We start from the raw sequence: 26,677 nt of genomic DNA, 5'->3' as shown, positions 1-26,677 counted from the left end.
GAAGCCACTAACGGCCTGGCCGCTTCTGGGATGCGCTCGCGCCGCTCTGGTCGCTGAGAACGACACGACGACATCCCTGAAGCCACGGATAGCCTCCAGTACCACGTGTCGGGGCCTCGCTTTTCAGGCCTTTATCGATGCCTCGGTGAAACAGCGCGCTTGGACATCACACCTAGGCGCCGAGGCGCTTCAACGCGGTCTGCACTACGGCGGCAGTGCGACCGAGTGACTCGGCAAAGCGTGTGGCTGGCTCAGGCAGCGGCGGGTGGAGCGACTGCGTCGCCTCAGCCGCGAGTGTCGCGTCATCAACGAAGAACGGCATCAGCCAGTCGTCGATCTCTTCGAGCGGCTCGGCATTCAGGCGATAGAAGCGGTGCTGGCCGTCCTCGCGCACCGTCACGAGCCCGGCATCGCGGAGCACCTTGAGATGCTTCGACACCGTGGGCTGCGTCACACTCAGCTCGCCCACGATCTGCGACACGCTCGTACCGTCTTCCGTCTGCTGGTCGCGCTGCTGGAGCACGCGCAGAATGTCGCGGCGGGTACTGTCGGCGATCACGGTAAAGATGTCGGCCATGCCCCTCAGCGTATTCCATCGGCGACATATACAACATGCCGGGAGCCACGCGGGGATACGATGTTCGCTGATCTGTGAAGACGTAAAGGGGACGATCAGAGATGCCTGGCAGCCAGCCTCCGGTAGGCAGTGCCATGATGCGGCGCACCACCCGTGCGGGGTGGCGCTGGTTTCGCTTCATCACAACGCACTCGCCGTCGCGCTTTGCGATCACGGTGTTCGCGGCGCTCGTGCTCGTCACGACGGCCCTCCTTTCGCTCCCGATCGCCTCGGCCGACCGGAAGGTCACGCCCCTGACAGACGCCCTCTTCACGGCCATGTCGACGATCTGCGTCACGGGACTCTCGAGCGTCGACATGGGCACGCACTGGTCGCACTTCGGCCAGGCCGTCATCTATGTCGGCGTCAACATCGGCGGCATGGGCGCGCTGACGCTCGCGTCGATGCTCGGCATGGTGGTGTCGAAGCGCATGGGCCTGCGCGCGAAGCTGATGGCCGCCGGCGACTCGAACCCGCTGCGCGCGCACGGCGGATCCGTGAACGAATCTCAGGCGGTCCGCCTCGGCGAGGTGGGCCAGCTGCTGCGCACCGTCGCGATCTCGACCGTGCTGATCGAGGCCGTCGTCGGCCTGCTGATCTACCCGTCGGTGCTCGCGAAGTACGGCTGGCTCGAGGCGCTCTGGGTCTCGCCGATGTACGCGGCCATGGCGTTCACGAACACCGGATTCACGCTCAACGACGGCGGCATCGCGGTGTTCCAGAACGACTACGCGTTCATGACCGTCATCATGCTCGCCGTCATCGTCGGAAGCGTCGGCTTCCCCGTGATCTTTGCCCTCTCTCGCCACCTCTTTCATCCCAAGAAGGCGCACTTCTTCCGCCCGTCGACGTGGTCGCTTCATGTCAAGCTCACCCTCATTACCTCCGGCTTGTTGCTCGTCGGCGGCGCGGCGGCGTTCCTCGTGCTCGAATACGACAACCCGCACACCTTCGGGTCGATGCACTTCGGCGACTCGCTCTTCCAGGCACTATTCCTATCGGCGATGACCCGCTCCGGCGGCTTCGCCGTCGTCGACATGGGCGAGCTCTACGGATCCGGCACCGTCGTCGGATCCATGCTGATGTTCGTCGGCGGCGGATCCGCATCGACGGCCGGCGGCATCAAGGTCACGACTCTCGCAGTCCTCGCCCTCGCCGTCTGGTCCGAGGCGCAGGGACGCCAGTCGGTCCAGGTGTTCGGGCGCCGGATCCCGTCGGACGTGCAGCGCGTCGCCGTCGCGGTTCTCGCATGGGGGGCCACGATCGTCGCGCTCTCGACGGTCGTCATCGCCCAGATCACGCACGCCCCCATCGCGCAGGTCATGTTCGACGTGATCTCCGCCTTCGGCACAGTGGGACTGACGAGCGGGCTCACGGAGACCCTGCCGGATTCGGCCCTCTGGGTCATGGCGGTGACCATCTTTATGGGTCGCGTTGGTACAGTCACTCTCGCCGCTGCTGTCGCGGCGACATCGAAATCGCAGCTGTATGCGCTGCCCGTCGAAAGGCCGATTGTTGGTTGAACCGATCAGGAGCGACTCTCCCGTTCTCGTCGTCGGGCTCGGCCGCTTCGGTGCGGCGTGCGCGGGCGAGCTCGACCGCCTCGACCGCGACGTGCTCGCCGTCGACTCGAACCTCGAGCTCGTGCAGAAGTGGTCGGAGCGGGTCACCCACGCCGTGCAGGCCGACGGGCGCAACCTCGAGGCGCTGCGCCAGATCGGCGCCCAGGACTTCGACGTCGCCGTCGTCGCGACCGGATCCTCGATCGAAGCCTCGGTCCTCATCACGGCGAACCTCGTCGACCTGAAGGTGCCGCAGATCTGGGCGAAGGCGACGAGCCTCTCGCACGGCAAGATCCTCTCCCGCGTCGGCGCGAACCACGTCATCTACCCCGAGCGCGAGGCTGGCGAGCGCGTCGCGCACCTGGTGAGCGGCCAGATGCTCGACTTCATCCGCTTCGACGACGATTTCGTACTCGCGAAGATGTTCCCACCGAAGTTCATCCGCGGCGTATCCCTGCAGGATTCGGGCATGCGCACCCGCTACAACGTAACCGTCGTGGGCGTGAAGTCTCCGGCGAAGCCCTTCCGCTACGCCGAGGCCAGCACCGTCGTCACGAACCACGACCTCATCATCGTCTCGGGTACGAACGAGAACGTCGAGCGCTTCGCGTCACTAGAGCGTTAGGCATAGCTCTTCTTGACTCTTTGGTCGCAGAATGGCCCGCGAGGTATATCTAATGCCGTGTGTCTGAAATATTTCTTGGGGTTGGTTTCTGCGAGGATCTCTTCCGGAGCCTTGGCACAGGCAAACGGACGCTTTCGATCGTTCCACGACGTGACCGGCTGACGGATCTTCGCGTTCACGTCCTGCACGCTCGTGAAAACCCCTCGACGGATGACCTGCCCGTTGATAATCCCGAACCAGACCTCGACAAGATCCAACTATCGGTCCCGATATCGGCACGGACACGCTGTACCTGGCTCTATCCTCGGAACGTGCCACGAACGTCCCTCATCGTGCGTCGCGCGGACGATCCCCGGCTGCCCCACGCGGCGAAGGACACTGACCGGTCTCACGCACGCGAAGGCCCCTCCGCCGACGCCGCATGCCTCATGCGCGCCTTCGATTCCGCCCCTGAACTGGACGGCCCCTCCGCCCGTTACATCCTCGTTCGCAGCGGTGAACTGATCGTCAGCGCCGCCCTCGCGGGCCGCCGGATCCGGGGCGAGTTCGCCGGTTACGACTCGGTTCCGCCCGTGCTGCCGATGCTGTGCCACTCCCGCGACATGTCGGAGGCCGTCCTCCGCCGCGGCACGACCGCCACCGGCGCACGCACGATCGGCGCCGAGGACGTCATGGCCGCACTCCAGCAGGGCCGCGTCGACACCCTTCTTCTCGACGTGCGCCTCTGGAAGTCGGGCAAGACGCTCGAGGCGCTCGCCGCGGATCCGTGGGTCGATGAGCGCGAGAGCACCGAGATCGTCGGTTACGGTCCCGTCCCCATGGCCGAGGCGCTCGCTCGCGCTGCACTCCTGTCCGGCGCACGCGTCGTCATCGACGAGCACGCCGGTGAGATTGCCCGATCGGCCCGCGCGGCCCTCCCGCCGCAGGCATTCCTGCGCACACGCGCCGAGCGGCCGCACCCGGTCATGGCGGTTGCCGCCTGACCCGGGCTCTCGCGCTATCGCGGCCGATGGCTCGCTCTCGCGAGTGCATCGGCCGCTCTCACGAGAGCCAGGTGACTGAATGCCTGCGGCACGTTGCCGACCTGACGCTTCGCGCGCGTGTCGTACTCCTCCGAGAGCATGCCCACGTCGTTCGCGAGGGCGCAGAGGCGATCCATCAACTCGTTCGCCTCGTCGAGCCGGCCGGTGCAGGCGTATTGCTCGACGAGCCAGAACGAACAGGCGAGGAACGGAGACTCGTCGCCGGGGAGTCCGTCCAAACCGCTCTGTGTGCGATAGCGCATGAGGAAGCCATCGCGCATGAGGGTCTGCTCAATGCGCTCAACGGTCTTCAGCATCCGGGGATCGTCCGGCGCGCAGAAACCGACCTGGGGGAGCAGGAGCAAGGATGCATCCACCTCGAGCGTTCCCTCATGCTGGGTGAAGTAACCGTCTGCGACGCCCTTCTCGTCGATCTCGCGGGCGATCCGGTCGCGCAGATCGCGCCACCTCTCCACAGGGCCGTCGAGCCCGTGCCGTTCCACGGCCCGCACGCCTCGGTCGAACACGGCCCACATCATGGCGCGAGACTGCGTGAACAGGTGTGGCTCGTTGCGGATCTCCCACAGACTCTGGTCGGGGCGCTCGAGCTGTTCGGCGGCGTACGCGATGAGATTTCGTTCGAGCGGCCACGAGAACTCCGACTCCGTGAGGCCCGCCTCGCGGCCCGCGCTGAGAGTGACGAGCACCTCGCCGACGACGTCGGCTTGGTACTGGTTCCATGCCCCGTTGCCGATCCGAACGGGCGCGGACCCCTCGTAGCCGGGAAGCGACGTCATCTCGCGCTCGACGAGGTCGCGCTCGCCCGCGAGACCGTACACGACCTGCAGATCGGCGGGGTCTCCGGCGATCGCGCGCAGCAGCCACGAACGCCATGTCTCCGCGAGCCCGATAAAGCCGTGATCGATGAGCGCCTCGAGCGTCAGCGCGGCATCTCGCAGCCATACGAATCGGTAGTCCCAGTTGCGCGTTCCGCCGATCTCTTCCGGAAGAGAGGTCGTCGCGGCGGCGGCGATGCCCCCGGTTGCGTGGTTCGTGAGGGCCCGCAGCAGCACGAGCGAACGTACGACGAGATCCCGGTGCACACCCTCGTGCTCGATCTTGTCGGACCACTCCTGCCACCACGCGCGGGTCTCGGCGACCGCCGGATTCACGACGAGCGGCGCGGGCACCGCGATGTGCGATGGGAACCAGGTGAGCACGAGATCGACGCGCTCGCCCGCGGTGACCGTTACGGATCCGCGGTGCGCGTGATCCGACGCATGCAGTCTCGAGCCGCGCACGACGACCGCGTGCGGCCCCGCCATCGCGATGAGCTCGGGATCTTCCTCAGTGCCTGTCTGCCGAACCCAGGGGAGAGCGCGCGAGTAGTCGAAGCGCAGTCTCAGGGTCTGCTCGAAATCGACGGTGCCGGAGACGCCGACGACGCGGCGCACGACATCGACACGGTGCGTGTCGGCGTGCGGAACGGGGTCGATGGGCATGAGGTCGTGTACCTCGGCGATACCCGTCGGGGTAGCCCAGCGGGTGACAAGAAGCATTGTGTCGCCGTCGTAGCGTCGGCTCGACTGTCCCTCTGCGGGGCGTAGTGTCCAGCAGCCGTTGTCTTCCGTGCCGAGCAGGGCGCCGAACACCGACGGCGAGTCGAGGCGGGGCAAACAGAGCCAGTCGAGGCTGCCCTCCCGCGAGATGAGCGCCGCCGTGCGGCAGTTGCTGAGGAGCGCATAATCTTCGATCCGTGTCGTCACCGCCGTCATAATGCCATGCCCGCGCGCGCGGCGCGAGGGGGTTCCTGGTGAGCGGCGGGCATCGCTATGGTGCAATGCATGTCTACGACGCTGCTGATCCTCGGCGCATCCGGCGACCTCACCTCCCGTCTGCTCCTTCCCGCGCTCGCGCAGTTGCTGCATCGAGACCCGAGCCTCGATCTCGACCTGCGCGGGGCCGGCGACGACCCCTGGGACGACAACCGCTGGCGCTCCGCCGTGCGCGAGGCGTTCGAAGCCGCCGGTCTTCCCGACGCGTTCGAACGGGTCTCGTCGACGCGCTACGTCGTCGCCGACATCACGCGTTCCGAGGAGCTTGCGCGCCTCGTGCGAGATACGGGCGACTCCGTCGTTCTGTACTTCGCGGTTCCACCCGCCGTCGCCGCCGCGGCCTGCGAGGCCCTACGCGAGGTCGAACTGCCGGAGCGGACGATCCTCGCCCTCGAGAAGCCGTTCGGAGGCGACGAAGGGGGCGCGAGGCGTCTCAACTCCACCCTCGCCGAGATCGTGCCCGAGTCCCGCGTGTTCCGGGTCGACCACTTCCTGGGGCGATCCACGCTGCTGAACGTCCTGGGCGTGCGCTTCGCCAACCGCGTTGTCGAACCGCTGTGGTCGGCCGATCACATTGAATCGGTGCTCGTACGCTACGACGAGTCGCTCGCGCTCGAGAACCGTGCGCGTTACTACGACCGTGCGGGCGCGATGATCGACATGCTGCAGAGCCATCTGTTGCAGGTACTCGCGGTCCTCGCCATGGAGCCGCCCGCGACGCTCGGCGAACGCGATCTGCGCGATGCGAAGGCCGCTGCGCTCCGCGCGACGCATATCTGGGCAGACGACGCGGCGGCGTCGTCCCGTCGTGCCCGCTACACGGACGGTCGTATCGACGACCGCGAACTCCCGTCGTACGTCGACGAGAAAGGCGTGGACCCGTCGCGCGAGACGGAAACGCTCGCCGAGATCGTCTGCGAGGTGCGTACCGCGCGTTGGCGGGGCGTGCCGTTCGTGCTGCGATCGGGCAAGGCGCTCGGCGAGAAGCGCACGGAGATCGTCGTGAGGTTCGCGCCCGTGCGCCACATCCCCGACGGCCTCACGGGCGATGTCCGTGACGGCGGCACGCTGCGCTTCTCGCTCGGGCCCGACGCCATGTGGCTCGACCTCAACGTCAACGGCGGCGAAGACCCGTTCGCCCTCCGCCGTGAGACGCTCGGCCTCGAACTCGGTGAGGGCAGCGTCCGGGCCTACACCGAGGTGCTCAGCCAGATCCTCGAGCGCGATGTCACGCTGTCCGTGCGGGCAGACGCGGCCGAGGAATGCTGGCGGATCATCGAGCCGGTACGCACAGCCTGGCACCGTGGCGAGGTTCCGCTGGAGGAGTACCCCGCGGGGTCCGCGGGGCCTGTCAACTGGGAGACATCGAACTCGTGAACGAATCGGACGAGACGACCATCAGCGCGCCTCTCGGCACGGAAGCGGCGCTCCGTTCCGCGCCGCGAGAGGACGGATCCGCGCCTCGCGCCCTCGTGCTCGGCGCGACGGGATACGTCGGCGGTCGGCTCGTGCCGCGACTGCTCCGCGGAGGCTGGCGCGTGCGCGTGCTGTCGCGTTCCGCCGAACGGATCCGCGCACTGCCGTGGGCGGACCGCGTCGAGATCGTCGAGGGCGATGCGGGCGACGCTGGTGCGCTCGCCGCCGCGACCGACGACGTCGACGTGCTGTTCCACCTCGTGCACTCGATGTCGAGCGGTCGAGGCTTCGGGCAACGTGATCGCGAGATCGCGAACGCCGTCGCGCGGGCCGCATCGGACGCCGGTGTGAGGCGGATCGTCTACCTCGGTGGCCTGCACCCGGCGGGCGCCGATCTCTCGCCCCATCTCGCTTCCCGCGTCGAGGTGGGGGAGATCCTGCTGGCGTCCGGAGTGCCGACGCTGGTGTTGCAAGCGGGCGTCATCATCGGTTCGGGATCCGCGTCGTTCGAGATGGTGCGCCACCTCACCGATGTCTTGCCCTACATGCCGGCGCCGCGCTGGGTGATGAACCGCATTCAGCCAATCGCGATCCGCGACGTATTGCACTACCTGCTCGCCGCGGCGCGCGCTGATCCTTCGATCAGCCGCGCCATCGACATCGGCGGCCCCGACGTCCTGCGCTACGGACAGATGATGAACGGCTACGCCGTCGAGGCGGGTCTGCCCCAGCGCGGCATCGCGGCGCTGCCCGTGCTCACGCCGCGCCTCGCGTCGCTCTGGGTCGGGCTCGTCACGCCGGTGCCGAGCACGATCGCGCGGCCGCTCGTGGAGTCGCTCCAGAACGATTGCGTCATGGCCGACCGCGCCGTGGATGAGATTCTGCCGCGTCCCGAGTCGGGGCTGACGCCTTATCGCGAGGCCGTCAGGCTCGCGCTCGGCCGCATTAAGATCGACGACGTCGAAACGAGCTGGGTCGACGCGCGCGTGTCGCAGGCGCCGAGCGATCCGCTCCCGAGTGACCCGGACTGGGCGGGGCGTACGGTGCTCGTCGACCGCCGCAGCCGTACGACGACGGCCGATCGCGACGCCATATGGTCGGTCATCACGCAGATCGGCGGCACCAACGGGTGGCCCTCGGGATCGGCGCTCTGGGCCCTGCGCGGGCTCATGGATCGCCTCTCGGGCGGTGTCGGGCTGCAGCGCGGGCGGCGCGCCCGCTCGCACCTCGCCGTGGGGGACGCGCTCGACGTGTGGCGCGTCGAGGCGCTCGAGCCGGGGCGTCTGCTGCGACTGCGCGCCGAGATGAAGGTGCCAGGCAGCGCATGGCTCGAGCTCGGCATCGACGAATCACCGGTTGGCCTCGCGTACGTGCAGCGCGCCGTCTTCTTCCCGCGCGGGCTCTCGGGGCGCCTCTATTGGCTCTCGATGCTCCCGTTCCACGGTTTCATCTTTAGCGGCATGGTGAATCGCATCATCGCAACGGCAGAGAATCACACACAGGAGGAAACGTCATGACCCGCACGCCGTCCCTCGCACGACAGATCATCGTCGCCGCCGTGATCCTGATCGCCGTCGTCGCGGTGGCCGCGGGCGGCTCGCTCGCGACCATGGGCAACGTCGACGGCTGGTACGCCGACGCCGAGAAGGTGCCGTGGAACCCGCCGAACGCCCTCTTCGGCCCGGTATGGAGCGTGCTGTACCTGATGATCGCGCTCTCGGGCTTCCTGCTGTGGCGCTGGGCCGCGAAGGACGGTCGACGATGGGATCCCGCGCTCACGGTCTATGTCGTCCAGCTTGCGCTCAACGCGGCCTGGACGCCGATCTTCTTCGCCGGCTATCCCGTGATCGGAGAAGCCGCCTGGTGGATCGCCCTCATCGTGATGCTCGCCCTGATCGTGAGCGTGGTCTGGTACATGGGCCTCTGCGCGACCCGCATCAAGACGTCGGGATGGCTGCTTGCGCCGTATCTCGTGTGGATCATCTACGCCTCTACGCTGAACGCCGGCGTCGCCGCGCTCAACTGACACTGCGGTCCAGGCCCATGCCGTGGGCGTGGGCGGCGAACCGCGCGAGCGGCGTGGCGGCGGCCGCGCGCACGGCCGCCATTGCCGCGGCGTGACCGGCGACCCCGCGCGCCTGGCCTATTGCGGTGTTCATCCCCGCGAGGTTCGCGGCCGTCCGCGCAGAGGCGAGCCGGTCGCGCTCCCAGCGGTCGACGGGCCGGAGATCCGTGGGTTCTCTCAGCCAGTGGGCGAGCGCGGGTGCCAGCGTCGCCGCGTCGAGCAGTCCCAGGTTCATGCCCTGCCCGCCTATCGGGCTGATCTCGTGCGCGGCGTCGCCGATGACGAAGACACGGCTGCGGCGCAGCCGGCGAAGCAGCACCCGGCGGATCCCGGACTCGCTCGCCCTCTCGATGCGCCTCAGAATGAACAGGATCGTCGCGCACGACATGTTGCCATAGTCGCGCAGCACATCCCGGGAGTATCCCATCGCCTCGTCGGGGAGCGAGAGCCTCGTCTGCACGTGGTCGAGCTCGCTACGCCCACCGGGTGCGCCGCCCGAGCGTCGACCGCGGACACCTGATCGACGCCCTTCCCGAGCATCGCCGAGGCCACGCCCCCGATCTCTCGACCGATGATTCGCGGCACCTGTGCCGTGAGCACCATCTTGAAGCCATGGTCGCCGATCGACCAGTCCCTATGGCCTCGCACTCCGAGTTGATGGCCGTCGAGGATTCGCCGATCTCCATGCGTGGCTCGCCTGTGCGGGGGGCGAAGGCGGCGACCGCCGCCCCGGCGCCGTCGCCGAAGTCGGCCGAAGCGACGATCTGCTCCGGGTTCGCCGTGCCGATGGACATCAGATGGGCCGTCATGCGCCTATGACACCGCTCGGAGCCGCCCGCGTCGAGGGGGTGACTTCCCGACGAACGATTCCTGGACGGGGGCTCACGTCGCCAGCAAGAGCGTCAGCGCCCTCCCTTGCGAGGGCGCACGACGAGCTCTGCGATGTCCGCATCGCGCGGCTGCCGAAGGGCGATCATGATCGCCCGGGTTGTCTCGGCAACGTCGACCGGGCTGTCGCAGAGAGCGCCCGGTGCAAGGCCGTTCGAGCCGGAGTCGGAGAACGGAACGCGGTTCTCTTCCGCGAGAATCGTCGTCACGCTGTAGCCCCCGTGCAGGTTCTCGGTGAGATCTCGCGAGAACTGCCTGACCCCCCACTCGGACGCGCGATACGGAGCCGAGTAGCCGGTACCGGAGCCTCCGGGCGTCACCGCGACAATGATGACGCGCCCTCGAACAGGATCCAGATAAGGGACCGCCGCGCGCACCGCAGCGATCGTTCCGATGAGATGCGTGCCGATTGCGCGTTCCCATTCGGCGGGATCGCCTTCTCCGGATCCGCCCGGACCGATGCCTGCCGCCGTGACAAGGGCATCGAACCCATCGAGCTCAGCTGCGAGAGCCGCGATGGCGTGGTCCATATCAACACGGTTCGATACGTCTGCCAACGCGAACGGCGTGGCACCGTTGTCTGCGAGCGGAACGCGATCGATGACCGCGGGCAACCCGCCGGCGGCACGAACCGCATCGACGACCGCGGCGCCGAGACTCGACGAGCCGCCGGTGACGATTACACGGCCAACGGCATCTGAGTCTTGTTCGGGCATATATTTTCTCCTTCGTCCGGATGTGACAAGTGGTGCTCTCACAAAAGCGTTACGGGGTGGCCGTGGAAAAAAGAGGGGCTTGCGGGGGCGGAGAAGGACGAGTATCAGGAGCGCCCGCCGATAAGGCCCGCGAGCTGGCCCTCGACGTGCGCGATCGTGCCATCGGCCACCACGACACCGTGCTCGTAGCGGTCGATTACTCGCGGATCGATGTAGGAGCCCCGGGCGACGGAGGGGGTGTTGCCGAGGGCCGCCGCGGCTTCGCGCGATGCCGCGGCGATCGCGCGCTTCCGGGCGGCGTCCGTTGCCTCGACGCCCCATCGGGCGAGTGTGCGCGCCGCGATCGTCGTGCCGCGCAGGGTGCGCACGTCCTTCACGCTCGTATCGGCGCCCGCCAGGGCTCGCAGGTCGTCGTTGACGTCGGCCGGGCGTAGCCGGTGCCAGCCCTCGCCGTCGTGCCACGACAGCACCTGAGCCTCGGGTCCGCGCTGGGTCAGCTCCGCGAGCAACGCGGCGAGATCCGGGTCGTCGAACGTGCGCTCCCACGGCTCGCCGCTCTTGCCGATGAACGATAGCGCTACCGTCGCTCCGTCGACGACGACGTGCTCGCCGCGCAACGTCGTGAGCCCGACGGTGCCGTTCTCCTGGGCGTAGCGTTCGGATCCCACCCGCAGGAGCGCCGTGTCGAGCAGGCGGAACGCTCCGGCCAGCACTCGCTCGCGGACGAAGCCATCCCGCCGGAGGTCGAGGGTGACGCGCCGCCGTACGGCAGGCAACCTCTCGGAGAGCGCGAGAGCACGATCGAACTTCCTCGCCGCCGTTCGGCGCGACCAATCCGCGTGGTACAGATACTGCGTGCGCCCTGCGCCGTCGATACCAATCGCCTGCAGATGACCATTGGGCCGCGCGCAGATCCAGACATCCTGCCACGCGGGCGGAATCGCGAGCGCCCGGATGCGCGTGAGCTCGTCGTCATCGCTCACGTGCACGCCGCTCGCGTCGCGGTACTCGAAGCCGCGGCCGCGGCGGATCCTCGTGATCCCTGGGTCCTGGGGACTTGTTTTCCGCAACCGCATATCGACGAAGTAGCAGGATGGAGGGTCCGCGGTCAAGGCCATTGAATATGACATTCGTCACGTGCGCCTCGTGACAGCGGGGGATCGCTCCGCACCGGTTTGAGCGGTTGGCTTGAGTCATGAACCAGCAAAACGAAGCGATAGGGCTGCGCGGCGCGGTGAAGGACTTCCGTACCGGCGGATCCCTTTTCACGGCCGTCGGGGGAGTCGACCTGAGTATCCCGCGTGGCGAGATCGTTGCGCTACTCGGCCCTAACGGCGCGGGCAAGACCACGACGCTCGACATGGTGCTCGGCCTGACCACCCCGACAGCGGGTAGCGTGTCGGTCTTCGGGGAAGCTCCTCGGCGCGCGATCCGCGCCGGCCATGTTTCCGCTGTGCTGCAGACGGGCGGCCTGCTCCGCGACCTGTCGGTCCGCGAGACGATGATGCTCGTCGCGTCGACGTTCAAGGATCCGATGCCCGTCGACGCGGCCATGGAACGCGCCAACATTACGTCGCTCGCGAAGCGCAAGGTGTCGAAGTGCTCCGGCGGCGAGCAGCAGCGGCTGCGCTTCGCGCTCGCGCTGCTCCCGGATCCGTCGCTTCTGATTCTCGACGAACCGACCGCGGGCATGGACGTCACGGCGCGCGCCGAGTTCTGGGCCACGATGCGCGAGGACGCCCGCGCGGGCCGCACCGTCGTGTTCGCGACGCACTACCTCGAAGAGGCCGACTCGTTCGCCCAGCGCATCGTGATGATGGCGGGCGGGCGCGTGGTCGCCGACGGCACGACGGCCGAGATCCGCGCGACCGCCACGGGGCGCCGCGTGCAGGCATACGTTCCCGCCTCTCGGCAGCAGGAGACCGTCGCCGCGCTCGAGGCGATGCCCGAGGTGCTGGCGGTCACCGCCGATGCCGGGCGGCTCGTCGTCACCGCCGCCGACTCCGACGCGGTCGCGCGGGCCCTGCTGACCGGGCTCGAGGCCCACGACCTCGAAATCTCCGCGGGGAGCATGGACGACGCCTTCCGCCTGCTCACCGAGAGGAACGCATCATGAACGTCACCTACTTCCGCATCGAGCTCGTGCGCGTCATGCGCGACTTCGTCTCGATGTTCTTCGTCGCCGTGCTGCCGGCCTTCATGTACGTGATCTTCGGAGCGGTGCAGGATTACGGCACGATCGACATCGGAAACGGCAACGTCGCGGCCTACGTGATGATCGGAATGGCCGCCTACGGCGCCGTCACCGCGACGGTCGGGGTGGGCGGATCCGCCGCCGTCGAGCAGATGCAAGGCTGGGGACGCCAGCTGGGCCTCACGCCGATGAGCGACGCGCAGCGCGTCACGACCAAGGCGGCCGTCGGCTTCGTCATCGCGATCATCCCGGTCGCAGCGATCTTCATCATCGGCTCGCTCACGGGAGCGAAGGCCGAGCCGCACGTGTGGATCCTGAGCGGCCTGCTCGTGCTCCTCGGCGCCGCCGTGTTCAGCTTCTTCGGCCTGCTCGCGGGCCTGTTGTTCCGCAGCGAGGGTGCCGTCGGTGCGGCCAGCGGATCCCTCGTCATCCTCGGCTTCCTCGGCAACGTCTTCTTCCCGCTCGACGGCGTCATGCTCGACATCGCGCGCTTCACGCCGCTCTACGGCGTCGTCGCGCTCGCCCGCTACCCCCTCACCGAGGGCTACGCGGCGTCGATGAACGGCGGCGCGATGTCGCAGGAGTCGCTGTGGGTGCCGATCGCGAACGTGGCCTTCTGGGGCGCCGTGCTGGTCATCGGCACGATCCTGCTCGCCCGCCGCGGCCGTGCCCGCCAGTAGCTATTCCTTGCCCTCCGTACACAACGACGCAAATTTTGGGCCGAAGTGGGACGGACACCGGTTTCCGGGGCCGTGGGAGCAAAAATTACCGTCGTCGTGTACGGGGGAGTTGGGGGAGAGGGAGGTGAGAGCATGGGGGATGTGACGGCGGAAGACGAGCAGCGGGGGCCCTGGGAGCGATTCGCCTGGGTCATGGGCGTCGTCTGGGTCGTGTTCATGGCCTTCCCGATCACGTCGGCCCTCGACGCCGACGTCTCGGACAGCACACGGGGCCTCGCCGTCGGCCTGCTGCTCGCGTACGCGGCGGTGTACATCGCGGGCTACATCTGGATGATTCGTAGCGACGACTGGGGCCGCGCCGCCCGGCGCGGCATCACCGCGATCGTCGTCATGGTCGCGCTCATGATCGCCGCAGCCCTGCTGATCGGCCCCGGCGCCCTCGGGGCCGGATCCTTCCTCATCTCTCTCGCGATGTTCTGCGGCGAGGCGCGCACGGCGGTGATCTTCTCGACCGGGATCCTCATCGCCGAGTACTCGGCGCTCGCGATCGTGCTCTCGGCGATGCCCGACGGATTCGGCGAGTACGGCGTGCTGTTCATGCCGCCCGCGATCGTCTACGTGTCGGTCGGCGTCGTGCGCCTCATCATCGCCGCCCAGGAGCGCCACGACACCATCGAGCGCCAGATGGCCCTCGTCGCCGAGCGCGAGCGCGTCGCCCGCGACGTGCACGACGTGCTCGGGCACAGTCTCACCGTCGTCACCGTCAAGGCAGAGCTCGCCGAGCGGCTCATCGACATCGACCCCGCGCGGGCGAAGGCCGAGATCGCCGAGATCCGCAGCCTCGCGCGCGAGTCGCTCGCGGAGGTGCGCGCGACCGTCGCGGGCCTCCGCGTCGCGCGCCTCGGCGACGAGCTGGACGCCGCCCGCACCGCGCTCGCGGGCGCGGGCATCGCGGCCGAGTTGCCGACGGATCCGTCTGTCGTGGATCCGCGACACCGCATCGTCGTCGCGTGGGTGCTGCGCGAGGCGATCACGAACGTCGTGCGGCACTCGCGCGCGGAATCGTGCGTCGTGACGCTATCGCACGACGGGATCGTCGTCACCGACGACGGCATCGGCGTCTCGCCGGGCGAGGCCGAGCGCGGGTTCCGCGGGCTCCGCGAGCGCGTCTCGACCGCCGGCGGATCCTTCGACGTCGGCACCGCGGATCCGGGAACACGATTGGAGGCGCGCTGGTGAACGACACCGCGACGATCAAGATTCTGCTGGCCGACGACCAGGCGCTCGTGCGCGGCGCGCTCGCCGCGTTGCTCGACCTCGAGCCCGACATCGAGGTCGTCGCGCAGGTGGGGCGCGGCGACGAGGTCGTCGGCGCCGCCCGCGAATCCGGGGCCGAGGTGTGCCTGCTCGACATCGAGATGCCGGGCGCCGACGGCATCGAGGCCGCGGCGCGGATCCGCGACGAGTTGCCCGGCGTGCGGTCGCTCATCGTCACGACCTTCGGGCGCCCCGGCTACCTCCGGCGCGCTCTCGAGGTCGGCGCGAGCGGATTCGTCGTCAAGGACACGCCCGCGGGCGAGCTTGCCGACGCCGTCCGCGCGGTCCACGCGGGCCGGCGGGTCGTGGATCCGGCGCTCGCGACCGAGTCGCTCGTCGGCGGATCCAACCCGCTTTCCGAGCGGGAGCGCGAGATCCTGCGGGCCGCGCTCGCGGGGGATCCGGTCGCCGAGATCGCCCGCACCGTGCACCTCTCGCCCGGCACCGTGCGCAACTATTTGTCGAGCGCTATCGCGAAAACCGGATCCGCGAATCGCATGGCCGCGGCCCGGATCGCGGAGGCAAACGGCTGGCTCTGATATCTAGCTGACAGTGGCCGGGGCGAGTATGCGATAAGATCCTCTGAGGCACTTTTTCTGCCGTTCCGTTCCCGGACGTCGGCACAACTCCTGTGCCAGGCTTCCAGCCCCCTAACTATTAGTGAGGTTCCCATGGGTTCAGTCATCAAGAAGCGCCGCAAGCGTATGTCGAAGAAGAAGCACCGCAAGCTGCTTCGCAAGACTCGTCACCAGCGTCGTAACAAGAAGTAAACGACTGTGCGAACGCCGATCCCTTCGGGGGTCGGCGTTTTCGTGTTTTACGGATCCGTCACGGGCGCCCTGCGCGAGAATAGAAACATGCAGGAGATCACCGTCGCCGAGCTGAAGGCGCGTACCAACACCCCGCTCATCGACGTTCGCGAAGAGTACGAGTTCGTCGACGGACACGCGCCCGGCGCGATCAACATCCCCATGTCGGAGATCGGCGCGCGCCTCGAGGAGCTGCCGATGGAGTTCGACGTGATCTGCAAGGCGGGCGGGCGCTCGGCGCAGGTCGCGATGGCTCTCGAGCCGCGCGGATACGACGTCACGAACGTCGCGGGCGGAACCGACGCCTGGATCATGGCGGGCTACGACGTCGAGCGATGACCGACCTCACGCTCCTCACGAAGCCCGGCTGTCACCTCTGCGACGTCGCGCGCGAGGTCATCGATGTGACCCTCGCGGGGCTGCCGGAATCGGTCAGCGACGCCGTCGAGGTGACCGAGCTGTCGATCCAGGACGACCCCGCGCTGTACGAGAAGTGGTGGGAAAAGATCCCCGTCGTTCTGATCGACGGCAAGCTCCACGCCCACTGGCGCGTGTCGCAGGACCGCCTCGCGGAGGCGCTGCGGGGCGCATAGCGCGCCCCGCGCCGCGCTGCGTCCGCGCGAAAGAACAAGGTTTCGCCGAACGGATACGAAATAACGTAGTCGTTCGGCGAAACCTTGTGCGTTCGGCGAGAGAGCGAGGGTTACAGCTCGATGTCGATCGCGGCGCGGCTCGTCTTGAACGTGCCGATGAACTGCGCCACCTCGACGTGCGCCGGGTGCGTGGCGTAGCCGGCGAGGGCCTCGGCGTCGTCGAAGTCTGCGACGAGGGCGAAGTCGTAGTTGCCCTCGATGTCGACGCCGTTCGCGCCGACGGTCATGGCGCGGAGCCCGGGCACCACGCCCACGAGCTTCTCGAGGCCCAGCGCGGCCTCGGTGATCTTGGCGTTGCGGTCTGCTTCATTGTCGGCCTCGACGCCGAACATCACGATGTGACGGATCATGGTGCCAGCCTAGGCGAACCGGAACGCGACTGCGCCCCCGCTCGAGCGAACGGGGGCGCAGTCGTACATGCAGGGGGCTTACGCCTCCTCGTCCTCCGGGACGAAGTCCACGCCCGCCTCGGCGCGCTGCTCCGGGGTGATCGGGGCGGGCGCGGCGGTCAGCGGGTCGAAGCCGTTGCCGGTCTTCGGGAACGCGATGACCTCACGGATCGAGTCGACGCCCGCGAGCAGCGAGACGGTGCGGTCCCAGCCGAGCGCGATGCCGCCGTGCGGCGGGGCGCCGAAGGCGAAGGCGTCGAGCAGGAAGCCGAACTTCTCCTGCGCCTCTTCCTCGCCGATGCCCATGACCTCGAACACGCGCTCCTGCACATCGCGGCGGTGGATACGGATCGATCCGCCACCCATCTCGACGCCGTTGCAGACGATGTCGTACGCGTACGAGAGGGCGTTCTCGGGATCCTTGTCGAAGGTGTCGAGGTGCTCGGGCTTCGGCGACGTGAACGCGTGGTGCACAGCCGTCCATGCCGAGTGGCCGAGGTCGACGTCGTCGGGGTCGGATCCGGTGGGCTTGAACATCGGTGCGTCGACGACCCACACGAAGGCCCAGTCCTTGTTGTTGATCTCGCCGGTCTGCTTGGCGATCTCGACGCGCGCGGCACCGAGGAGCGCCTGCGCCTCGGTCGTGGATCCGGCGGCGAAGAACACCGCGTCGCCCGGCTTCGCGCCCGTGATGGCGGCCAGGCCATCGCGCTCCGCGTCGGAGAGGTTCTTGGCGACGGGGCCGCCGAGGGTTCCGTCCTCCTGGAACGTCACGTACGCGAGGCCCTTGGCGCCGCGCGACTTCGCCCAGTCCTGCCACGCGTCGAACTGGCGTCGCGGCAGCGAGGCGCCGCCGGCGTAGACGACGGCGCCGACGTACTCCTGCTGGAAGACGCGGAAGGTCGTGTCGGCGAAGTACTCGGCGAGCTCGACGATCGGGTTGCCGAAGCGCAGGTCGGGCTTGTCGGATCCGTAGAGGCGCATCGCGTCGGCGAAGGTGATGCGCTCGATCGGCGTCGGCACCTGCACGTCGATGAGCTTCCACAGCTCCGAGACGAGCTGCTCGCCGAGCGCGATGACGTCTTCCTGGTCGACGAACGCCATCTCGATGTCGAGCTGCGTGAACTCGGGCTGGCGGTCGGCGCGGAAGTCTTCGTCGCGGTAGCTACGCGCGAGCTGGTAGTACCGCTCGACGCCACCGACCATCAGCAGCTGCTTGAAGAGCTGCGGCGACTGGGGGAGCGCGTACCAGGATCCGGGGTTCAGGCGCGCCGGCACGACGAAGTCGCGCGCGCCCTCGGGGGTCGAACGCGTGAGCGTCGGGGTCTCGACCTCGGTGAACTCGGCGTCGTTCAGCACGCGGCGGGCGACCTGCGCGGCGTCCGAGCGCAGGCGCAGCATGCGCGCCGGGGCCGGGCGGCGCAGGTCGAGGTAGCGGTGCTTGAGGCGCGCCTCCTCACCGACGGTCTCCTGGCCGTCGAGCGCCGTCGACACCTGGAACGGCAGTGGGGCCGACTCGTTCAGCACCTCGACCTCGGTCGCGATGACCTCGATATCGCCCGTGGCAAGGTTGTCGTTGGCGTTGCCCTCGGGGCGGCCCGAGACCTCGCCCGTGACCTTCAGGACGAACTCGCTACGCAGCGGGTGCGCAGTCTCCTCGTCGCGGATGACCACCTGGGCGATGCCCGAGGCATCGCGCAGATCGATGAAGGCGACGCCACCGTGATCGCGACGACGATCGACCCAACCCGTGAGGGTGACGGTCTGACCGATGTGCTCGGCTCGAAGCGAGCCAGCTTTGTGGGTGCGCAGCACTTCTGAGATCCTCCTGCGTGGGAAACAAAGTATCCCCGCAATCTTAGTGGGGCAGGCTGAACTATCCCAGACCGGCCAGCGCCCGATACGCATCATTCTGCGCCGCGATCACGCGCGCCTCATCGACCCGGTGCGTCCACCACTCGTTGTCCGCCGTCCGCACGGCGGCGGCGAGGTCGGCGAGCGCCGCGATGATCGCCCGCCGTGCGTGCGCGGCGGCGTCCGGATCCGCGGGTGCCGGGGCCGGATCCGCCTCCGCGCCGCGCGCGGCCGGGTCCGGATCCGCTCCCGGATCCGCGACCCCCGCCGCCGCCGTCGCGGCCTCCAGCCGCTCGACGGCCTCCTTCGCGTGGCGGCGGAGGTGCCCGTTGCGGATGAGGAACGCGGCGAGAACGCCGGCGACGACGCCGACGACGGTGTCGACGGAGCGCTCCCAGATGAGCTCGGACGACGAGAGCTGCCCGCCGAACTGGCTCATGAGCAGCGCGAGCGGCGTGACGAACACCTGCGCGATGAAATAGTTGCGCGCGATGAACGCCTCGGTGAGGGTGTTGAGCACGATCACGAGCACGGCGGCGACGATCAGGTCGACCTGCGCGACGGGCGCGATGAGGGCGTAGAGCCAGACTCCGACGAGGGCACCGAGGGCGCGCGGCGGCGCCTTTCGCCAGGTCAGCAGCAGGTTCGGCTGCACGATGACCGACGCCGCCGTGATCGCCCAGAACGGACGATCGCCGCCAAGCGCCCACGACACGAGCGCCGCGACGAGGGCCGCGACGAGCACGCGCCAGAAGTACGGCGCGGAGGGCGACGTCGGGTGGAAGGCGGCGAGGATCCGGTGCCGCGCCGCGAACGACCGGGGAGCCTCGAGCGCGAGCCGCGCACCGCGGATCCGCGCCTGCTCGGCCTCGGTGAGCGGCGGCGTCGGGATGCGCGTGCGCGAGCGCACGAGCGCGCGGGCGTTCTCCTCCGCGCGGTCGGGATGCGATTGCGAGGGATCCGCGAGGATCCGCTCGCACGCGACGAGGTGCGCCGCGAGCGCCGCGCGACCCTCTCCGCGCGTGTACGCGAGGGTGCGGTGCGCAGCCGTGATGGCGGCGGCGAGAGCGTCGCGGGCGACCGGATCCTCGGGGTTGCGCCCCACGCGTGCCGTCGCCCGCATCGCGACGGCGACCGCGCGGCGCTCGGGCCCGTCTCGGCGCACGAGCGCGGGCGCCATGCTGACGAGCCACGAGATTGCGCCGGCGCCGGCGATGAGGGCGATGTGTAGGGCGAGGCCGCTCCAGGTTTCGGGCACGAAACCGAGCGCCGTCACGAGGAAGATCGGGATGACGGCCGGCGGCATGCCGACGCTCGACGCGTCGTGGGCGACCTTGATGATCGCGGCGAGGAGGGCCGCGACGATGATGCGGACGAGCATGTTCTCGGTCGCCGCCGCGACCGCCAACGAGACGCCGCAGCCGAGGGTCAGCAGGGCGATGAAGCCCGCGAGCGTGATCGCGCGGCGGCGATAGGGGAGGGCATGCGCGAAGAGTGCACACATGGATCCGGCCATCGTGTAACCGGCGAGATCGAGGCGGCCGAAGGCGGCGAGGATCCCCATCGCGATCGCCGCCGACGGGATGAGCGCCCCCGAGCGCAGGTACCACGCGTCTTGCGGTGCGCGCACGGAACGCATCGCCGGCCACAGCGCGAACTGCGGCCTGATGCGCGGGAGCGTGGTCGTCGCCTGGAAGCGTCGCGGAGATGTCACGAGGGAAGCGTATTCCGGGGAGCTGAGGGAGAACAGCCAGTAGGCTCTTACGTAACGCCGACGATGGGAACTCCCGTGAACCACCGCCTTGCTGCCGCCGCTTCCTCAGATCAGCAGTCGTGGCTCGGCGCGCTCGTCGACTGGTCGGTGTCGCTCATGGACACGATCGGCCCCGTCGGAGTCGGCCTCGCGATCGCGTTCGAGAACATCTTCCCTCCGATCCCGAGCGAGGCGATCCTCCCGGCCGCCGGCTTCGCCGCGCACCAGGGCGCCTTCGGGGTCGTGCCCGCGATCGCGTGGGCGACCGTCGGATCCGTCGTCGGAGCACTCGCGCTCTACCTCATCGGCATGCTCGTCGGGATCCACCGCCTGCGCTGGCTCTTCGACAAGATCCCGCTGCTGCGCGCCGACGACATCGACAAAACGGTCGCGTGGTTCACGCGGCACGGATCCGCCGCCGTCTTCTTCGGCAGATTCCTGCCGATCTTCCGCAGCCTCATCTCGATCCCGGCGGGCGTCGTGCGCATGCCGATCTGGCGATTCCTGCTCTACACCGCGCTCGGCAGCCTCATCTGGAACACGGCGTTCATCCTGATCGGCTGGGTTCTCGGATCCGCCTGGCACGTCGTCGAGGACTACATGGGCATCGCCCAGAACGTCGTGATCGTGGTGGTCGCGGCGCTGGTGATCTGGTTCGTGGTGACGCGGATCCGCGCGCTGCGGCGGTAGGCCGGGCTTCCGGTCGCCCAAACTGTCGTTCCGGTGCCCCGGGAGGAGCACTTTGAGCGACCGGAACGGCGGGGCGGTTGTTCCGGTCGCTCAAACGGTCCTTTAGGGGATCCGGGAAGAGCAGTTTGGGCGACCTGAACCGCCGACTGCCGGTTCAGGTTCGGGAATCTGCTCTAGATCCCGCCGGGAGCAGCAGATTCTCAAACCTCAGCGCCGGGCGCCGGGTTCAGGTTCGGGAATCTGCTCCAGATGGCGCTTGGAGCAGCAGATTTCCGAACGGGAACCGAGGGCGCAGAGTTCCCGTCGCGCAAACGGTCCTTGAGGGGATCCGGGAGGAGCAGTTTGGGCGACGGGAGCGGCGGTGGGCCCGGCAGTAGCCCGCGCTACACCGCGCCGAGGTCGATGCCGCCGGCGGCGGGTTCGGCGTAGGCGATCTCTTCGAAGGATCCGTCGGCGCGGCGCGTGAAGCTCGTCACGCTCGAGAGGGCGCAACGGCGCGTGGTGGGGGAGTGCGAGAGTTTCTCGCCCGCGACGGCGAGGTGCGCGATCCAGATGGGCGCCTGGTGGGAGACGATGACCACGTCGCCAGTCGAGGTCTCGTCCCACGCGGCGGCCATTCCCTCGAGCATGCGCGATGCGATCGACGTGAACGGCTCGCCCCAGCTCGGCTTCGACGGATTAATGAGGAAGCGCCAGTTCAGCGGGTTCAGCACGGCCTTCTTCATCCGCTTGCCCGCGAAGGCGTTCCACGGCTCGATGACGCGCTCGTCGAGCACGGGCGCGAGGCCAAACTGCTCGGTGAACGGCTCGGACGATTCCTGTGTGCGCTGCAGCGGCGAGCTCACGAGCCGGGTCACGGGGCGATCGGCGAGGTGGCGGGCGGCGGCGCGCGTCATCTCGCGGCCGGCGTCGCTGAGGCCGAAGCCGTCGATCCGCTCGTACAGAACGTGGTCGGGGTTGTAGACCTCGCCGTGGCGGACGAGGTGGAGGCGCTCAGCTGGCATGCCACCACGGTACCGTGAAGGCATGCGTCGCCACCCCTGGATCCCCGCACTCATCGACCTCGTTCTCATCGTCGCCTTCGCCGGAATCGGCATGTCGAGCCACGAGGAGAGCGTGAACGCGGCGACCCTGTTGACCGTCGCGTGGCCGTTCGTCGTCGGCGGCGCGATCGGCTGGCTCGTGTGCCTCGCGTGGAAGAATCCGGCCGCGCCCCTGCGCACGGGCATCCCCGTATGGATCCTCGCCGCCGGCGGCGGCATGGCGTTGCGCGTCGCGACGGGCGGCGGCTTCGCCGTGCCCTTCCTCATCGTGACGCTGATCGTGCTCGCCGTCTTCCTCGTCGGCTGGCGCGCGATCGCCGCGCTCGTCACGCGGATCCGCGCCCGCCGGGCCGCGTAGCTCGCGTCGCGAGGAAACCCGCGCCCGGATCCGCGCCCGCCGGGCCGCGTAGTTCGCGTCGCGCGGAATCCCGCGCGCGGATCCGCGCGGCCCCGCCCCGCCGCGGAACACTCAGCGTCCTCCTACTACTACAGTCCGTAGAATTAGGGTCGTGCCCTCGAAGAACCTGTTCCGTCGCGCCGCCGCGCTCGCGTCTGTCGTGGTCCTCGGTGCGACCCTCGCAGCCTGTAGCAACGACCCCGTCGCCGAGCAGTACCTGTCTGGCGACAGCAAGGGGTACATCTCGGGCGAGTTCCAGGTGCAGGAGATCGCGCCGGAGGACCGCGGCGAGCCCGTCGTCTGGTCGGGGGTGACCGAGGACGGCGACGACCTCTCGAGCGACGACACCGCCGGCAAGGTCACAGTCGTGAACTTCTGGTACGCCGACTGCGCGCCGTGCCGCACCGAGGCACCCCATCTCGAGAAGGTGTGGCAGGACCACCAGGACGGCGACGTTGCGTTCGTCGGCGTGAACGTCGAGAACGAGGCCGAGACGGCCCGCGCCTTCGCCGAGAAGTTCGAGATCACGTACCCGAGCCTCATCGATGGCAAGAGCGGCGAGGCGAAGCTCGCCTTCGCGGCGGCGACGCCGCTGCAGGCGACGCCGATCACGCTCGTGCTCGACCAGGAGGGCCGCGTGGCCGCGCGCATCATCAGCGCGATCGACTCGCCGTCGGTTCTCAACACGCTCGTCGACGACGTTCTCAACGAGGCGGCGTGAATCTCGAGCAGCTCGTCGGCGCGGGAACACTCTGGGCCGCGATTCCGATCGCGCTGATCGCGGGGCTGCTGTCGTTCCTGTCGCCGTGCGTGCTGCCGCTCGTGCCGGGCTATCTCGGATACATCTCTGGCGCGGTGCTGCCGAAGGAGAAGCAGGGCGAACTCGCCCCGCGCGGGCGCCTCGTCGTCGGCGTGCTGCTCTTCATCGCGGGCTTCACCGTCGTGTTCATGGCGATGAACATCTTCTCGGGCGGACTCGGCGTCTTCTTCCTGAAGTACAACGACATCATCACGCGCATCCTGGGCGTCGTCATCATCCTGATGGGCCTCGTGTTCCTCGGCCTGTTCGGCTTCGCGCAGCGCCAGGCGAAGCTGTCGCTGAACTCGAACCTCGGCCTCGCGGGCGCACCCCTCCTCGGCTTCGCGCTGGGCCTCGGCTGGGCGCCGTGCATCGGCCCGACGCTCGCCGTCATTATGAGCCTCTCCTGGAACACGGGCAACGTCTGGCGCGCGGCTCTCCTCGGCCTCGTCTACTCGCTGGGGCTCGGGATCCCGTTCCTGCTCGTCGCGTTCGGCCTCGGCTGGGCGACGAAGTCGCTCACGTTCATGCGCCGCCACGTGCGCACCATCAACATCATCGGCGGATCCCTGCTGATCCTCATCGGCGCCCTCATGGTGTCGGGAATCTGGGGCGTCATTATGAACCGCATGCAAGGGGTGATCGGCAGTGTCAACCTCCCGATCTGATAGCGATCCGAAGCGTCCGGCAGACCACTACGACTCGGATCCGGGTGCCGCGATCACCGAGCCGAAGCTCGGCTTCGTGGGCTGGTTGCGCTGGGGCTGGCGCCAGCTCACGAGCATGCGCACGGCCATCGTGCTGCTGCTCCTGCTCGCCGTCGCGGCGATCCCCGGATCCATCTTCCCGCAGCGCTCGGCCGACCCCAACGGCGTCGTGCAGTGGAAGGCCGACAACCCCGACTGGTTCGACTTCGTCGACAAGATTCAGCTCTTTGACGTCTACAGCTCGGCGTGGTTCTCGGCGATCTACCTGCTGCTGTTCGTGTCGCTCATCGGCTGCATCCTGCCGCGCACGAAGCACCACCTGAAGGCGCTTCGCCAGAAGCCGCCGCGCACCCCCGCTCGCCTGAACCGCCTCGCGGACTACCGCGAGGAAACGAGCGAAGCGGATCCGGATACCGCGCTCGCCGCGGCCGAGAAGCGCCTGAAGCGCCTCGGGTACCGCACCGAGCGGTACGGATCCAGCGTCTCGGCCGAGCGCGGATACCTGCGCGAGACGGGCAACCTCGTCTTCCACGCCGCCCTCGTCGGCGTGCTCATCTGCGTCGGCATCGGCGGCCAGGTGAAGTACACGGGTCAGTCGGTCATCGTCGAGGGCGAGACGTTCGTGAACTCGCTCATCAACTACTCGTCGATGAACAAGGGTCGCCTCGTCGGCGACGACGCGCTCACGCCCTACTCGATGACGCTCGACTCGTTCGACGTGTCGTACGTGCCGTTCGGCGAGAGCGGATCCGGCCAGGCCGGCGACTTCTCGGCGAACGTGACCATCCGCGACGCGGACGGCAACGAAGAGACCGGATCCGTGCGGGTGAACCACCCGCTGTCGGTGCACGGCGACGACATCTACCTGCTCGGAAACGGCTACGCGCCGACGATCACGGTGCGAAACCCCGAGGGCGAGATCGTGTTCAAGCGCTCGGTGCCGTTCCTGCCGTCGAGCGACCGCAACCTCACCTCGACAGGCGTCGTGAAGGTGGCCGACGGCCTCGAGGAGCAGCTGGGCCTCATCGGTTTCTTCTACCCGACGGCCGCCGAGCTCGAGTCCGGCGCGCTCACGTCGGGGTACGCCGACACCTACAACCCGGTGCTGACCTTCCGCGCCTACGTCGGCGACCTCGGCATCGACGGCGGCATCCCGCGCTCGGTGTACGAGCTCGACCCGAGCGACATGACCGAGATCGCCGGCCCCGACTCCGAGGTCACCTCGCTGCAGCTCACCCCGGGCGAGACGGTCGAGCTGCCGGGTGGCCGCGGATCCATCACCTTCGAGGACGAGACGCCGGAGGACGCCGACGTGTCTGAGGTCGGCATGACCGAGTCGGTCAAGCGCTTCGTCTCGCTGCAGGTGCACCACGACGGCACGAAGCTGTGGGTGCTGGGCTTCGCGATCCTCATCGTCGGTGGCCTCATCACGGCGCTGCTCGTGCCGCGCCGCCGCATGTGGGTCAAGGTCATTGCCGACGGCGAGGGCTCGCGCATCGAGTACGCCGGCCTCGCGCGCGGCGAGGATCCGACGATCCGCCGCGCGGTCGACGACCTCGCAAAAGCGCACACTTCAGAACTGACGTCGAAGTAACGAAACTAGGATCGGGATATGCCTGCTGAAAACGCGCTCACGTATGACACGTGGTCGGTGATCTCGCTGTGGACCGCGATCGCGGTGTACGCGCTGGCGTTCATCTGCTATTCGATGGACCTCGCCAAGCGCTCCGACTCGTCGATCAAGCAGCGCGACCGCGAGCTCGTGGTCGCCGGCGGCGGATCCGTGTCGGCGCCGGTCGCGTCGTCTGATGAACCCATCGCCCACGCGAACAACATGATGGCGCGCATCGCCACCACCCTTACGTGGATCGCCTTCCTCCTCCATCTCGCCGCCGTCGTCCTGCGAGGCATCGGCGCGGGACGCGTCCCGTGGTCGAACATGTACGAGTTCGCGATGACGTCGACGATGCTGTTCACGGGCGTCTACCTCTTCGTGCTGTTCTGGAAGGACCTGCGCTACGTCGGCGCGTTCATGACGGGCCTCGTCACGGTGCTGCTCGGCGCCGCGTCGATGCCGAACATCTACGTGCAGATCACGCCGCTCGCGGATCCGCTGAAGTCGACGTGGCTCATCATCCACGTCTTCGTCGCGTCGCTCGCGACGGCGTTCATGGCGCTCGCCTTCGCGCTCAGCGTGCTGCAGCTGCTGCAGACGCGGCGCGAGCGGCTCGTGCGCGAGGATCCGTCGCGCGACGAGAAGAAGAACCTCCTCCGCACGATCCCGAACGCCGAGAACCTCGAGTCGCTCGCGTACCGCGTGACGATCATCGGCTTCATCCTGTGGACCTTCACCCTCATCGCGGGCGCGATCTGGGCGCAGGACGCGTGGGGCCGCTACTGGGGCTTCGACACGAAGGAAGTCTGGACCTTCATCGTGTGGGTTCTCTACGCCGGTTACATCCACGCCCGCGCGACCCGCGGCTGGCGCGGCACGCGCTCGGCGTGGCTCGCGATCGTTGGCTTCGCGGCCGTGCTGTTCAACTTCACGATCGTCAACATGTTCTTCGACGGCCTGCACTCGTACGCGGGTCTCCCGGACTGATCCGAGCCCTCGAAAGCGGATCCTCCCCTGCGGGAGGGTCCGCTT

At 68.4% G+C, this 26,677-nt stretch carries 29 protein-coding genes; 19 read left to right on the top strand and 10 right to left on the bottom strand.

Annotated elements, in window-relative coordinates; genetic code table 11:
* Nucleotides 1-172 precede the first annotated feature (172 nt).
* Nucleotides 173-577 carry an ArsR/SmtB family transcription factor gene (locus tag DTO57_RS10475; protein WP_114118179.1) on the bottom strand — a complete coding sequence of 135 codons (405 nt, stop codon included), beginning with the start codon at nt 575-577 and terminating at the stop codon, nt 173-175.
* A 134-nt stretch (nt 578-711) separates the two neighbouring features.
* On the opposite strand from DTO57_RS10475, the gene DTO57_RS10470 reads away from it, so the two are divergent.
* Together DTO57_RS10470 and DTO57_RS10465 are read left to right on the top strand one after the other, a co-directional pair.
* Nucleotides 712-2,139 carry a TrkH family potassium uptake protein gene (locus DTO57_RS10470; RefSeq protein WP_229730394.1) on the top strand — a complete coding sequence of 476 codons (1,428 nt, stop codon included), beginning with the start codon at nt 712-714 and terminating at the stop codon, nt 2,137-2,139.
* Nucleotides 2,132-2,803, top strand: a complete 672-nt coding sequence (locus DTO57_RS10465; protein ID WP_114118177.1) for a potassium channel family protein — start codon at nt 2,132-2,134, stop codon at nt 2,801-2,803. Before DTO57_RS10470 ends, DTO57_RS10465 begins: the two co-directional genes overlap by 8 nt.
* Here DTO57_RS10465 and DTO57_RS14395 read toward each other — a convergent pair.
* Nucleotides 2,800-2,982: a hypothetical protein gene (locus DTO57_RS14395; protein ID WP_162785742.1), complete on the bottom strand. Its 183-nt coding sequence runs from the start codon at nt 2,980-2,982 to the stop codon at nt 2,800-2,802. The two genes, DTO57_RS10465 and DTO57_RS14395, sit on opposite strands and share 4 nt — an antisense overlap.
* 132 nt (nt 2,983-3,114) lie before the next feature.
* On the opposite strand from DTO57_RS14395, the gene DTO57_RS10460 reads away from it, so the two are divergent.
* A complete protein-coding gene (locus DTO57_RS10460; RefSeq protein WP_162785741.1) occupies nt 3,115-3,786 on the top strand; it encodes a hypothetical protein in 672 nt (223 codons plus the stop codon).
* Nucleotides 3,787-3,800: 14 nt separating this feature from the next.
* On the opposite strand, the gene DTO57_RS10455 is transcribed toward DTO57_RS10460, so the two are convergent.
* Nucleotides 3,801-5,600 (bottom strand): glycoside hydrolase family 15 protein, encoded by a 1,800-nt coding sequence (locus DTO57_RS10455; RefSeq protein ID WP_114118175.1) that lies wholly within the window; start codon nt 5,598-5,600, stop codon nt 3,801-3,803.
* Between the two features lie 69 nt (nt 5,601-5,669).
* On the opposite strand from DTO57_RS10455, the gene DTO57_RS10450 reads away from it, so the two are divergent.
* From DTO57_RS10450 to DTO57_RS10440, 3 genes are read left to right on the top strand one after another with little or no spacing between them, the layout of a single operon-like run.
* On the top strand, nt 5,670-7,037 hold the full coding sequence (locus DTO57_RS10450; RefSeq protein ID WP_114118174.1) for a glucose-6-phosphate dehydrogenase: 1,368 nt from the start codon (nt 5,670-5,672) through the stop codon (nt 7,035-7,037).
* The gene (locus DTO57_RS10445; RefSeq protein ID WP_229730393.1) at nt 7,034-8,593 is read left to right on the top strand and encodes an SDR family oxidoreductase; all 1,560 of its coding nucleotides are present in this window, start codon (nt 7,034-7,036) and stop codon (nt 8,591-8,593) included. Before DTO57_RS10450 ends, DTO57_RS10445 begins: the two co-directional genes overlap by 4 nt.
* Complete coding sequence (locus DTO57_RS10440) at nt 8,590-9,102, top strand: TspO/MBR family protein (protein WP_114118172.1); 513 nt, start codon at nt 8,590-8,592, stop codon at nt 9,100-9,102. Before DTO57_RS10445 ends, DTO57_RS10440 begins: the two co-directional genes overlap by 4 nt.
* Here DTO57_RS10440 and DTO57_RS10435 read toward each other — a convergent pair.
* The 3 genes from DTO57_RS10435 to DTO57_RS10420 all read right to left on the bottom strand — a co-directional run bounded on the left by DTO57_RS10435 (nt 9,095) and on the right by DTO57_RS10420 (nt 11,821).
* A complete protein-coding gene (locus DTO57_RS10435) occupies nt 9,095-9,601 on the bottom strand; it encodes an FAD-dependent oxidoreductase (RefSeq protein WP_114118171.1) in 507 nt (168 codons plus the stop codon). The two genes, DTO57_RS10440 and DTO57_RS10435, sit on opposite strands and share 8 nt — an antisense overlap.
* Before the next feature lie 442 nt (nt 9,602-10,043).
* Nucleotides 10,044-10,745, bottom strand: coding sequence for an SDR family oxidoreductase (locus DTO57_RS10425; protein WP_162785740.1), 702 nt, complete (start codon nt 10,743-10,745; stop codon nt 10,044-10,046).
* A 104-nt stretch (nt 10,746-10,849) separates the two neighbouring features.
* Nucleotides 10,850-11,821, bottom strand: coding sequence for a DNA topoisomerase IB (locus tag DTO57_RS10420; RefSeq protein WP_342352695.1), 972 nt, complete (start codon nt 11,819-11,821; stop codon nt 10,850-10,852).
* A gap of 119 nt (nt 11,822-11,940) precedes the next feature.
* Between DTO57_RS10420 and DTO57_RS10415 the strand changes: the two genes are divergently transcribed.
* From DTO57_RS10415 to DTO57_RS10385, 7 genes are all read left to right on the top strand, one after another.
* Nucleotides 11,941-12,861: an ABC transporter ATP-binding protein gene (locus DTO57_RS10415; protein ID WP_114118167.1), complete on the top strand. Its 921-nt coding sequence runs from the start codon at nt 11,941-11,943 to the stop codon at nt 12,859-12,861.
* On the top strand, nt 12,858-13,619 hold the full coding sequence (locus tag DTO57_RS10410; RefSeq protein WP_114118166.1) for an ABC transporter permease: 762 nt from the start codon (nt 12,858-12,860) through the stop codon (nt 13,617-13,619). The genes DTO57_RS10415 and DTO57_RS10410 overlap by 4 nt, the downstream gene beginning before the upstream one ends.
* 132 nt (nt 13,620-13,751) lie before the next feature.
* Nucleotides 13,752-14,858, top strand: coding sequence for a sensor histidine kinase (locus tag DTO57_RS10405; protein WP_222843257.1), 1,107 nt, complete (start codon nt 13,752-13,754; stop codon nt 14,856-14,858).
* Nucleotides 14,855-15,475: a response regulator transcription factor gene (locus DTO57_RS10400; RefSeq protein ID WP_114118164.1), complete on the top strand. Its 621-nt coding sequence runs from the start codon at nt 14,855-14,857 to the stop codon at nt 15,473-15,475. The genes DTO57_RS10405 and DTO57_RS10400 overlap by 4 nt, the downstream gene beginning before the upstream one ends.
* Before the next feature lie 132 nt (nt 15,476-15,607).
* Nucleotides 15,608-15,706 carry a 30S ribosomal protein bS22 gene (locus tag DTO57_RS10395; protein ID WP_005504750.1) on the top strand — a complete coding sequence of 33 codons (99 nt, stop codon included), beginning with the start codon at nt 15,608-15,610 and terminating at the stop codon, nt 15,704-15,706.
* Nucleotides 15,707-15,712: 6 nt separating this feature from the next.
* A complete protein-coding gene (locus tag DTO57_RS10390; RefSeq protein WP_308420498.1) occupies nt 15,713-16,084 on the top strand; it encodes a rhodanese-like domain-containing protein in 372 nt (123 codons plus the stop codon).
* Nucleotides 16,081-16,338, top strand: coding sequence for a glutaredoxin family protein (locus DTO57_RS10385; protein WP_114118162.1), 258 nt, complete (start codon nt 16,081-16,083; stop codon nt 16,336-16,338). Before DTO57_RS10390 ends, DTO57_RS10385 begins: the two co-directional genes overlap by 4 nt.
* A 110-nt stretch (nt 16,339-16,448) precedes the next feature.
* Here DTO57_RS10385 and DTO57_RS10380 read toward each other — a convergent pair whose 3' ends face one another.
* The 3 genes from DTO57_RS10380 to DTO57_RS10370 form a co-directional block, all read right to left on the bottom strand.
* On the bottom strand, nt 16,449-16,748 hold the full coding sequence (locus tag DTO57_RS10380) for a Dabb family protein (RefSeq protein ID WP_114118161.1): 300 nt from the start codon (nt 16,746-16,748) through the stop codon (nt 16,449-16,451).
* Nucleotides 16,749-16,826: 78 nt separating this feature from the next.
* Nucleotides 16,827-18,602 carry an aspartate--tRNA ligase gene (gene aspS, locus DTO57_RS10375; protein WP_114118160.1) on the bottom strand — a complete coding sequence of 592 codons (1,776 nt, stop codon included), beginning with the start codon at nt 18,600-18,602 and terminating at the stop codon, nt 16,827-16,829.
* A gap of 61 nt (nt 18,603-18,663) precedes the next feature.
* Nucleotides 18,664-20,355 carry an FUSC family protein gene (locus DTO57_RS10370; protein WP_114118159.1) on the bottom strand — a complete coding sequence of 564 codons (1,692 nt, stop codon included), beginning with the start codon at nt 20,353-20,355 and terminating at the stop codon, nt 18,664-18,666.
* A 75-nt stretch (nt 20,356-20,430) separates the two neighbouring features.
* Between DTO57_RS10370 and DTO57_RS10365 the strand changes: the two genes are divergently transcribed.
* Entirely contained in the window at nt 20,431-21,084 is a 654-nt protein-coding gene (locus DTO57_RS10365; RefSeq protein WP_229730392.1) for a DedA family protein, read from the top strand.
* Nucleotides 21,085-21,467: 383 nt separating this feature from the next.
* On the opposite strand, the gene DTO57_RS10360 is transcribed toward DTO57_RS10365, so the two are convergent.
* Nucleotides 21,468-22,088 carry a histidine phosphatase family protein gene (locus DTO57_RS10360; protein ID WP_114118157.1) on the bottom strand — a complete coding sequence of 207 codons (621 nt, stop codon included), beginning with the start codon at nt 22,086-22,088 and terminating at the stop codon, nt 21,468-21,470.
* 22 nt (nt 22,089-22,110) lie between these two features.
* Here DTO57_RS10360 and DTO57_RS10355 point away from each other — a divergent pair, with 22 nt between their 5' ends.
* The 5 genes from DTO57_RS10355 (at nt 22,111) to ccsB (ending at nt 26,632) form a co-directional block, all read left to right on the top strand.
* Nucleotides 22,111-22,485, top strand: a complete 375-nt coding sequence (locus DTO57_RS10355; protein WP_187346616.1) for a DUF3054 domain-containing protein — start codon at nt 22,111-22,113, stop codon at nt 22,483-22,485.
* Nucleotides 22,486-22,636: 151 nt separating this feature from the next.
* A complete protein-coding gene (locus tag DTO57_RS10350; protein ID WP_114118155.1) occupies nt 22,637-23,245 on the top strand; it encodes a TlpA family protein disulfide reductase in 609 nt (202 codons plus the stop codon).
* Entirely contained in the window at nt 23,242-23,991 is a 750-nt protein-coding gene (locus DTO57_RS10345) for a cytochrome c biogenesis CcdA family protein (protein WP_114118154.1), read from the top strand. Before DTO57_RS10350 ends, DTO57_RS10345 begins: the two co-directional genes overlap by 4 nt.
* Complete coding sequence (gene resB / locus DTO57_RS10340; protein WP_114118153.1) at nt 23,972-25,624, top strand: cytochrome c biogenesis protein ResB; 1,653 nt, start codon at nt 23,972-23,974, stop codon at nt 25,622-25,624. Before DTO57_RS10345 ends, resB begins: the two co-directional genes overlap by 20 nt.
* 18 nt (nt 25,625-25,642) lie before the next feature.
* Nucleotides 25,643-26,632 (top strand): c-type cytochrome biogenesis protein CcsB, encoded by a 990-nt coding sequence (gene ccsB, locus DTO57_RS10335; RefSeq protein ID WP_114118152.1) that lies wholly within the window; start codon nt 25,643-25,645, stop codon nt 26,630-26,632.
* Nucleotides 26,633-26,677: the final 45 nt, after the last annotated feature.

The organism is Microbacterium sorbitolivorans (assembly GCF_003327285.1).
GTDB classification, from domain to species: domain Bacteria; phylum Actinomycetota; class Actinomycetes; order Actinomycetales; family Microbacteriaceae; genus Microbacterium; species Microbacterium sorbitolivorans.
Note: the sequence above shows the minus strand (reverse complement) of the source record. Positions and strands in the feature narration are given on the sequence as shown.

Excerpts from the sequence above, each read along its gene's own strand:
- DTO57_RS10395 (WP_005504750.1), top strand. The coding sequence starts at position 15,608 with ATGGGTTCAGTCATCAAGAAGCGCCGCAAGCGTATGTCGAAGAAGAAG.
- DTO57_RS10355 (WP_187346616.1), top strand. The coding sequence starts at position 22,111 with ATGCGTCGCCACCCCTGGATCCCCGCACTCATCGACCTCGTTCTCATC.
- DTO57_RS10420 (WP_342352695.1), bottom strand. The coding sequence starts at position 11,821 with ATGCGGTTGCGGAAAACAAGTCCCCAGGACCCAGGGATCACGAGGATC.
- DTO57_RS10380 (WP_114118161.1), bottom strand. The coding sequence starts at position 16,748 with ATGATCCGTCACATCGTGATGTTCGGCGTCGAGGCCGACAATGAAGCA.
- DTO57_RS10405 (WP_222843257.1), top strand. The coding sequence starts at position 13,752 with ATGGGGGATGTGACGGCGGAAGACGAGCAGCGGGGGCCCTGGGAGCGA.
- DTO57_RS10425 (WP_162785740.1), bottom strand. The coding sequence starts at position 10,745 with ATGCCCGAACAAGACTCAGATGCCGTTGGCCGTGTAATCGTCACCGGC.
- DTO57_RS10440 (WP_114118172.1), top strand. The coding sequence starts at position 8,590 with ATGACCCGCACGCCGTCCCTCGCACGACAGATCATCGTCGCCGCCGTG.
- DTO57_RS10385 (WP_114118162.1), top strand. The coding sequence starts at position 16,081 with ATGACCGACCTCACGCTCCTCACGAAGCCCGGCTGTCACCTCTGCGAC.
- DTO57_RS10415 (WP_114118167.1), top strand. The coding sequence starts at position 11,941 with ATGAACCAGCAAAACGAAGCGATAGGGCTGCGCGGCGCGGTGAAGGAC.
- DTO57_RS10410 (WP_114118166.1), top strand. The coding sequence starts at position 12,858 with ATGAACGTCACCTACTTCCGCATCGAGCTCGTGCGCGTCATGCGCGAC.
- DTO57_RS10360 (WP_114118157.1), bottom strand. The coding sequence starts at position 22,088 with ATGCCAGCTGAGCGCCTCCACCTCGTCCGCCACGGCGAGGTCTACAAC.
- DTO57_RS10450 (WP_114118174.1), top strand. The coding sequence starts at position 5,670 with ATGTCTACGACGCTGCTGATCCTCGGCGCATCCGGCGACCTCACCTCC.
- DTO57_RS10470 (WP_229730394.1), top strand. The coding sequence starts at position 712 with ATGATGCGGCGCACCACCCGTGCGGGGTGGCGCTGGTTTCGCTTCATC.
- ccsB (WP_114118152.1), top strand. The coding sequence starts at position 25,643 with ATGCCTGCTGAAAACGCGCTCACGTATGACACGTGGTCGGTGATCTCG.
- DTO57_RS10455 (WP_114118175.1), bottom strand. The coding sequence starts at position 5,600 with ATGACGGCGGTGACGACACGGATCGAAGATTATGCGCTCCTCAGCAAC.
- DTO57_RS10475 (WP_114118179.1), bottom strand. The coding sequence starts at position 577 with ATGGCCGACATCTTTACCGTGATCGCCGACAGTACCCGCCGCGACATT.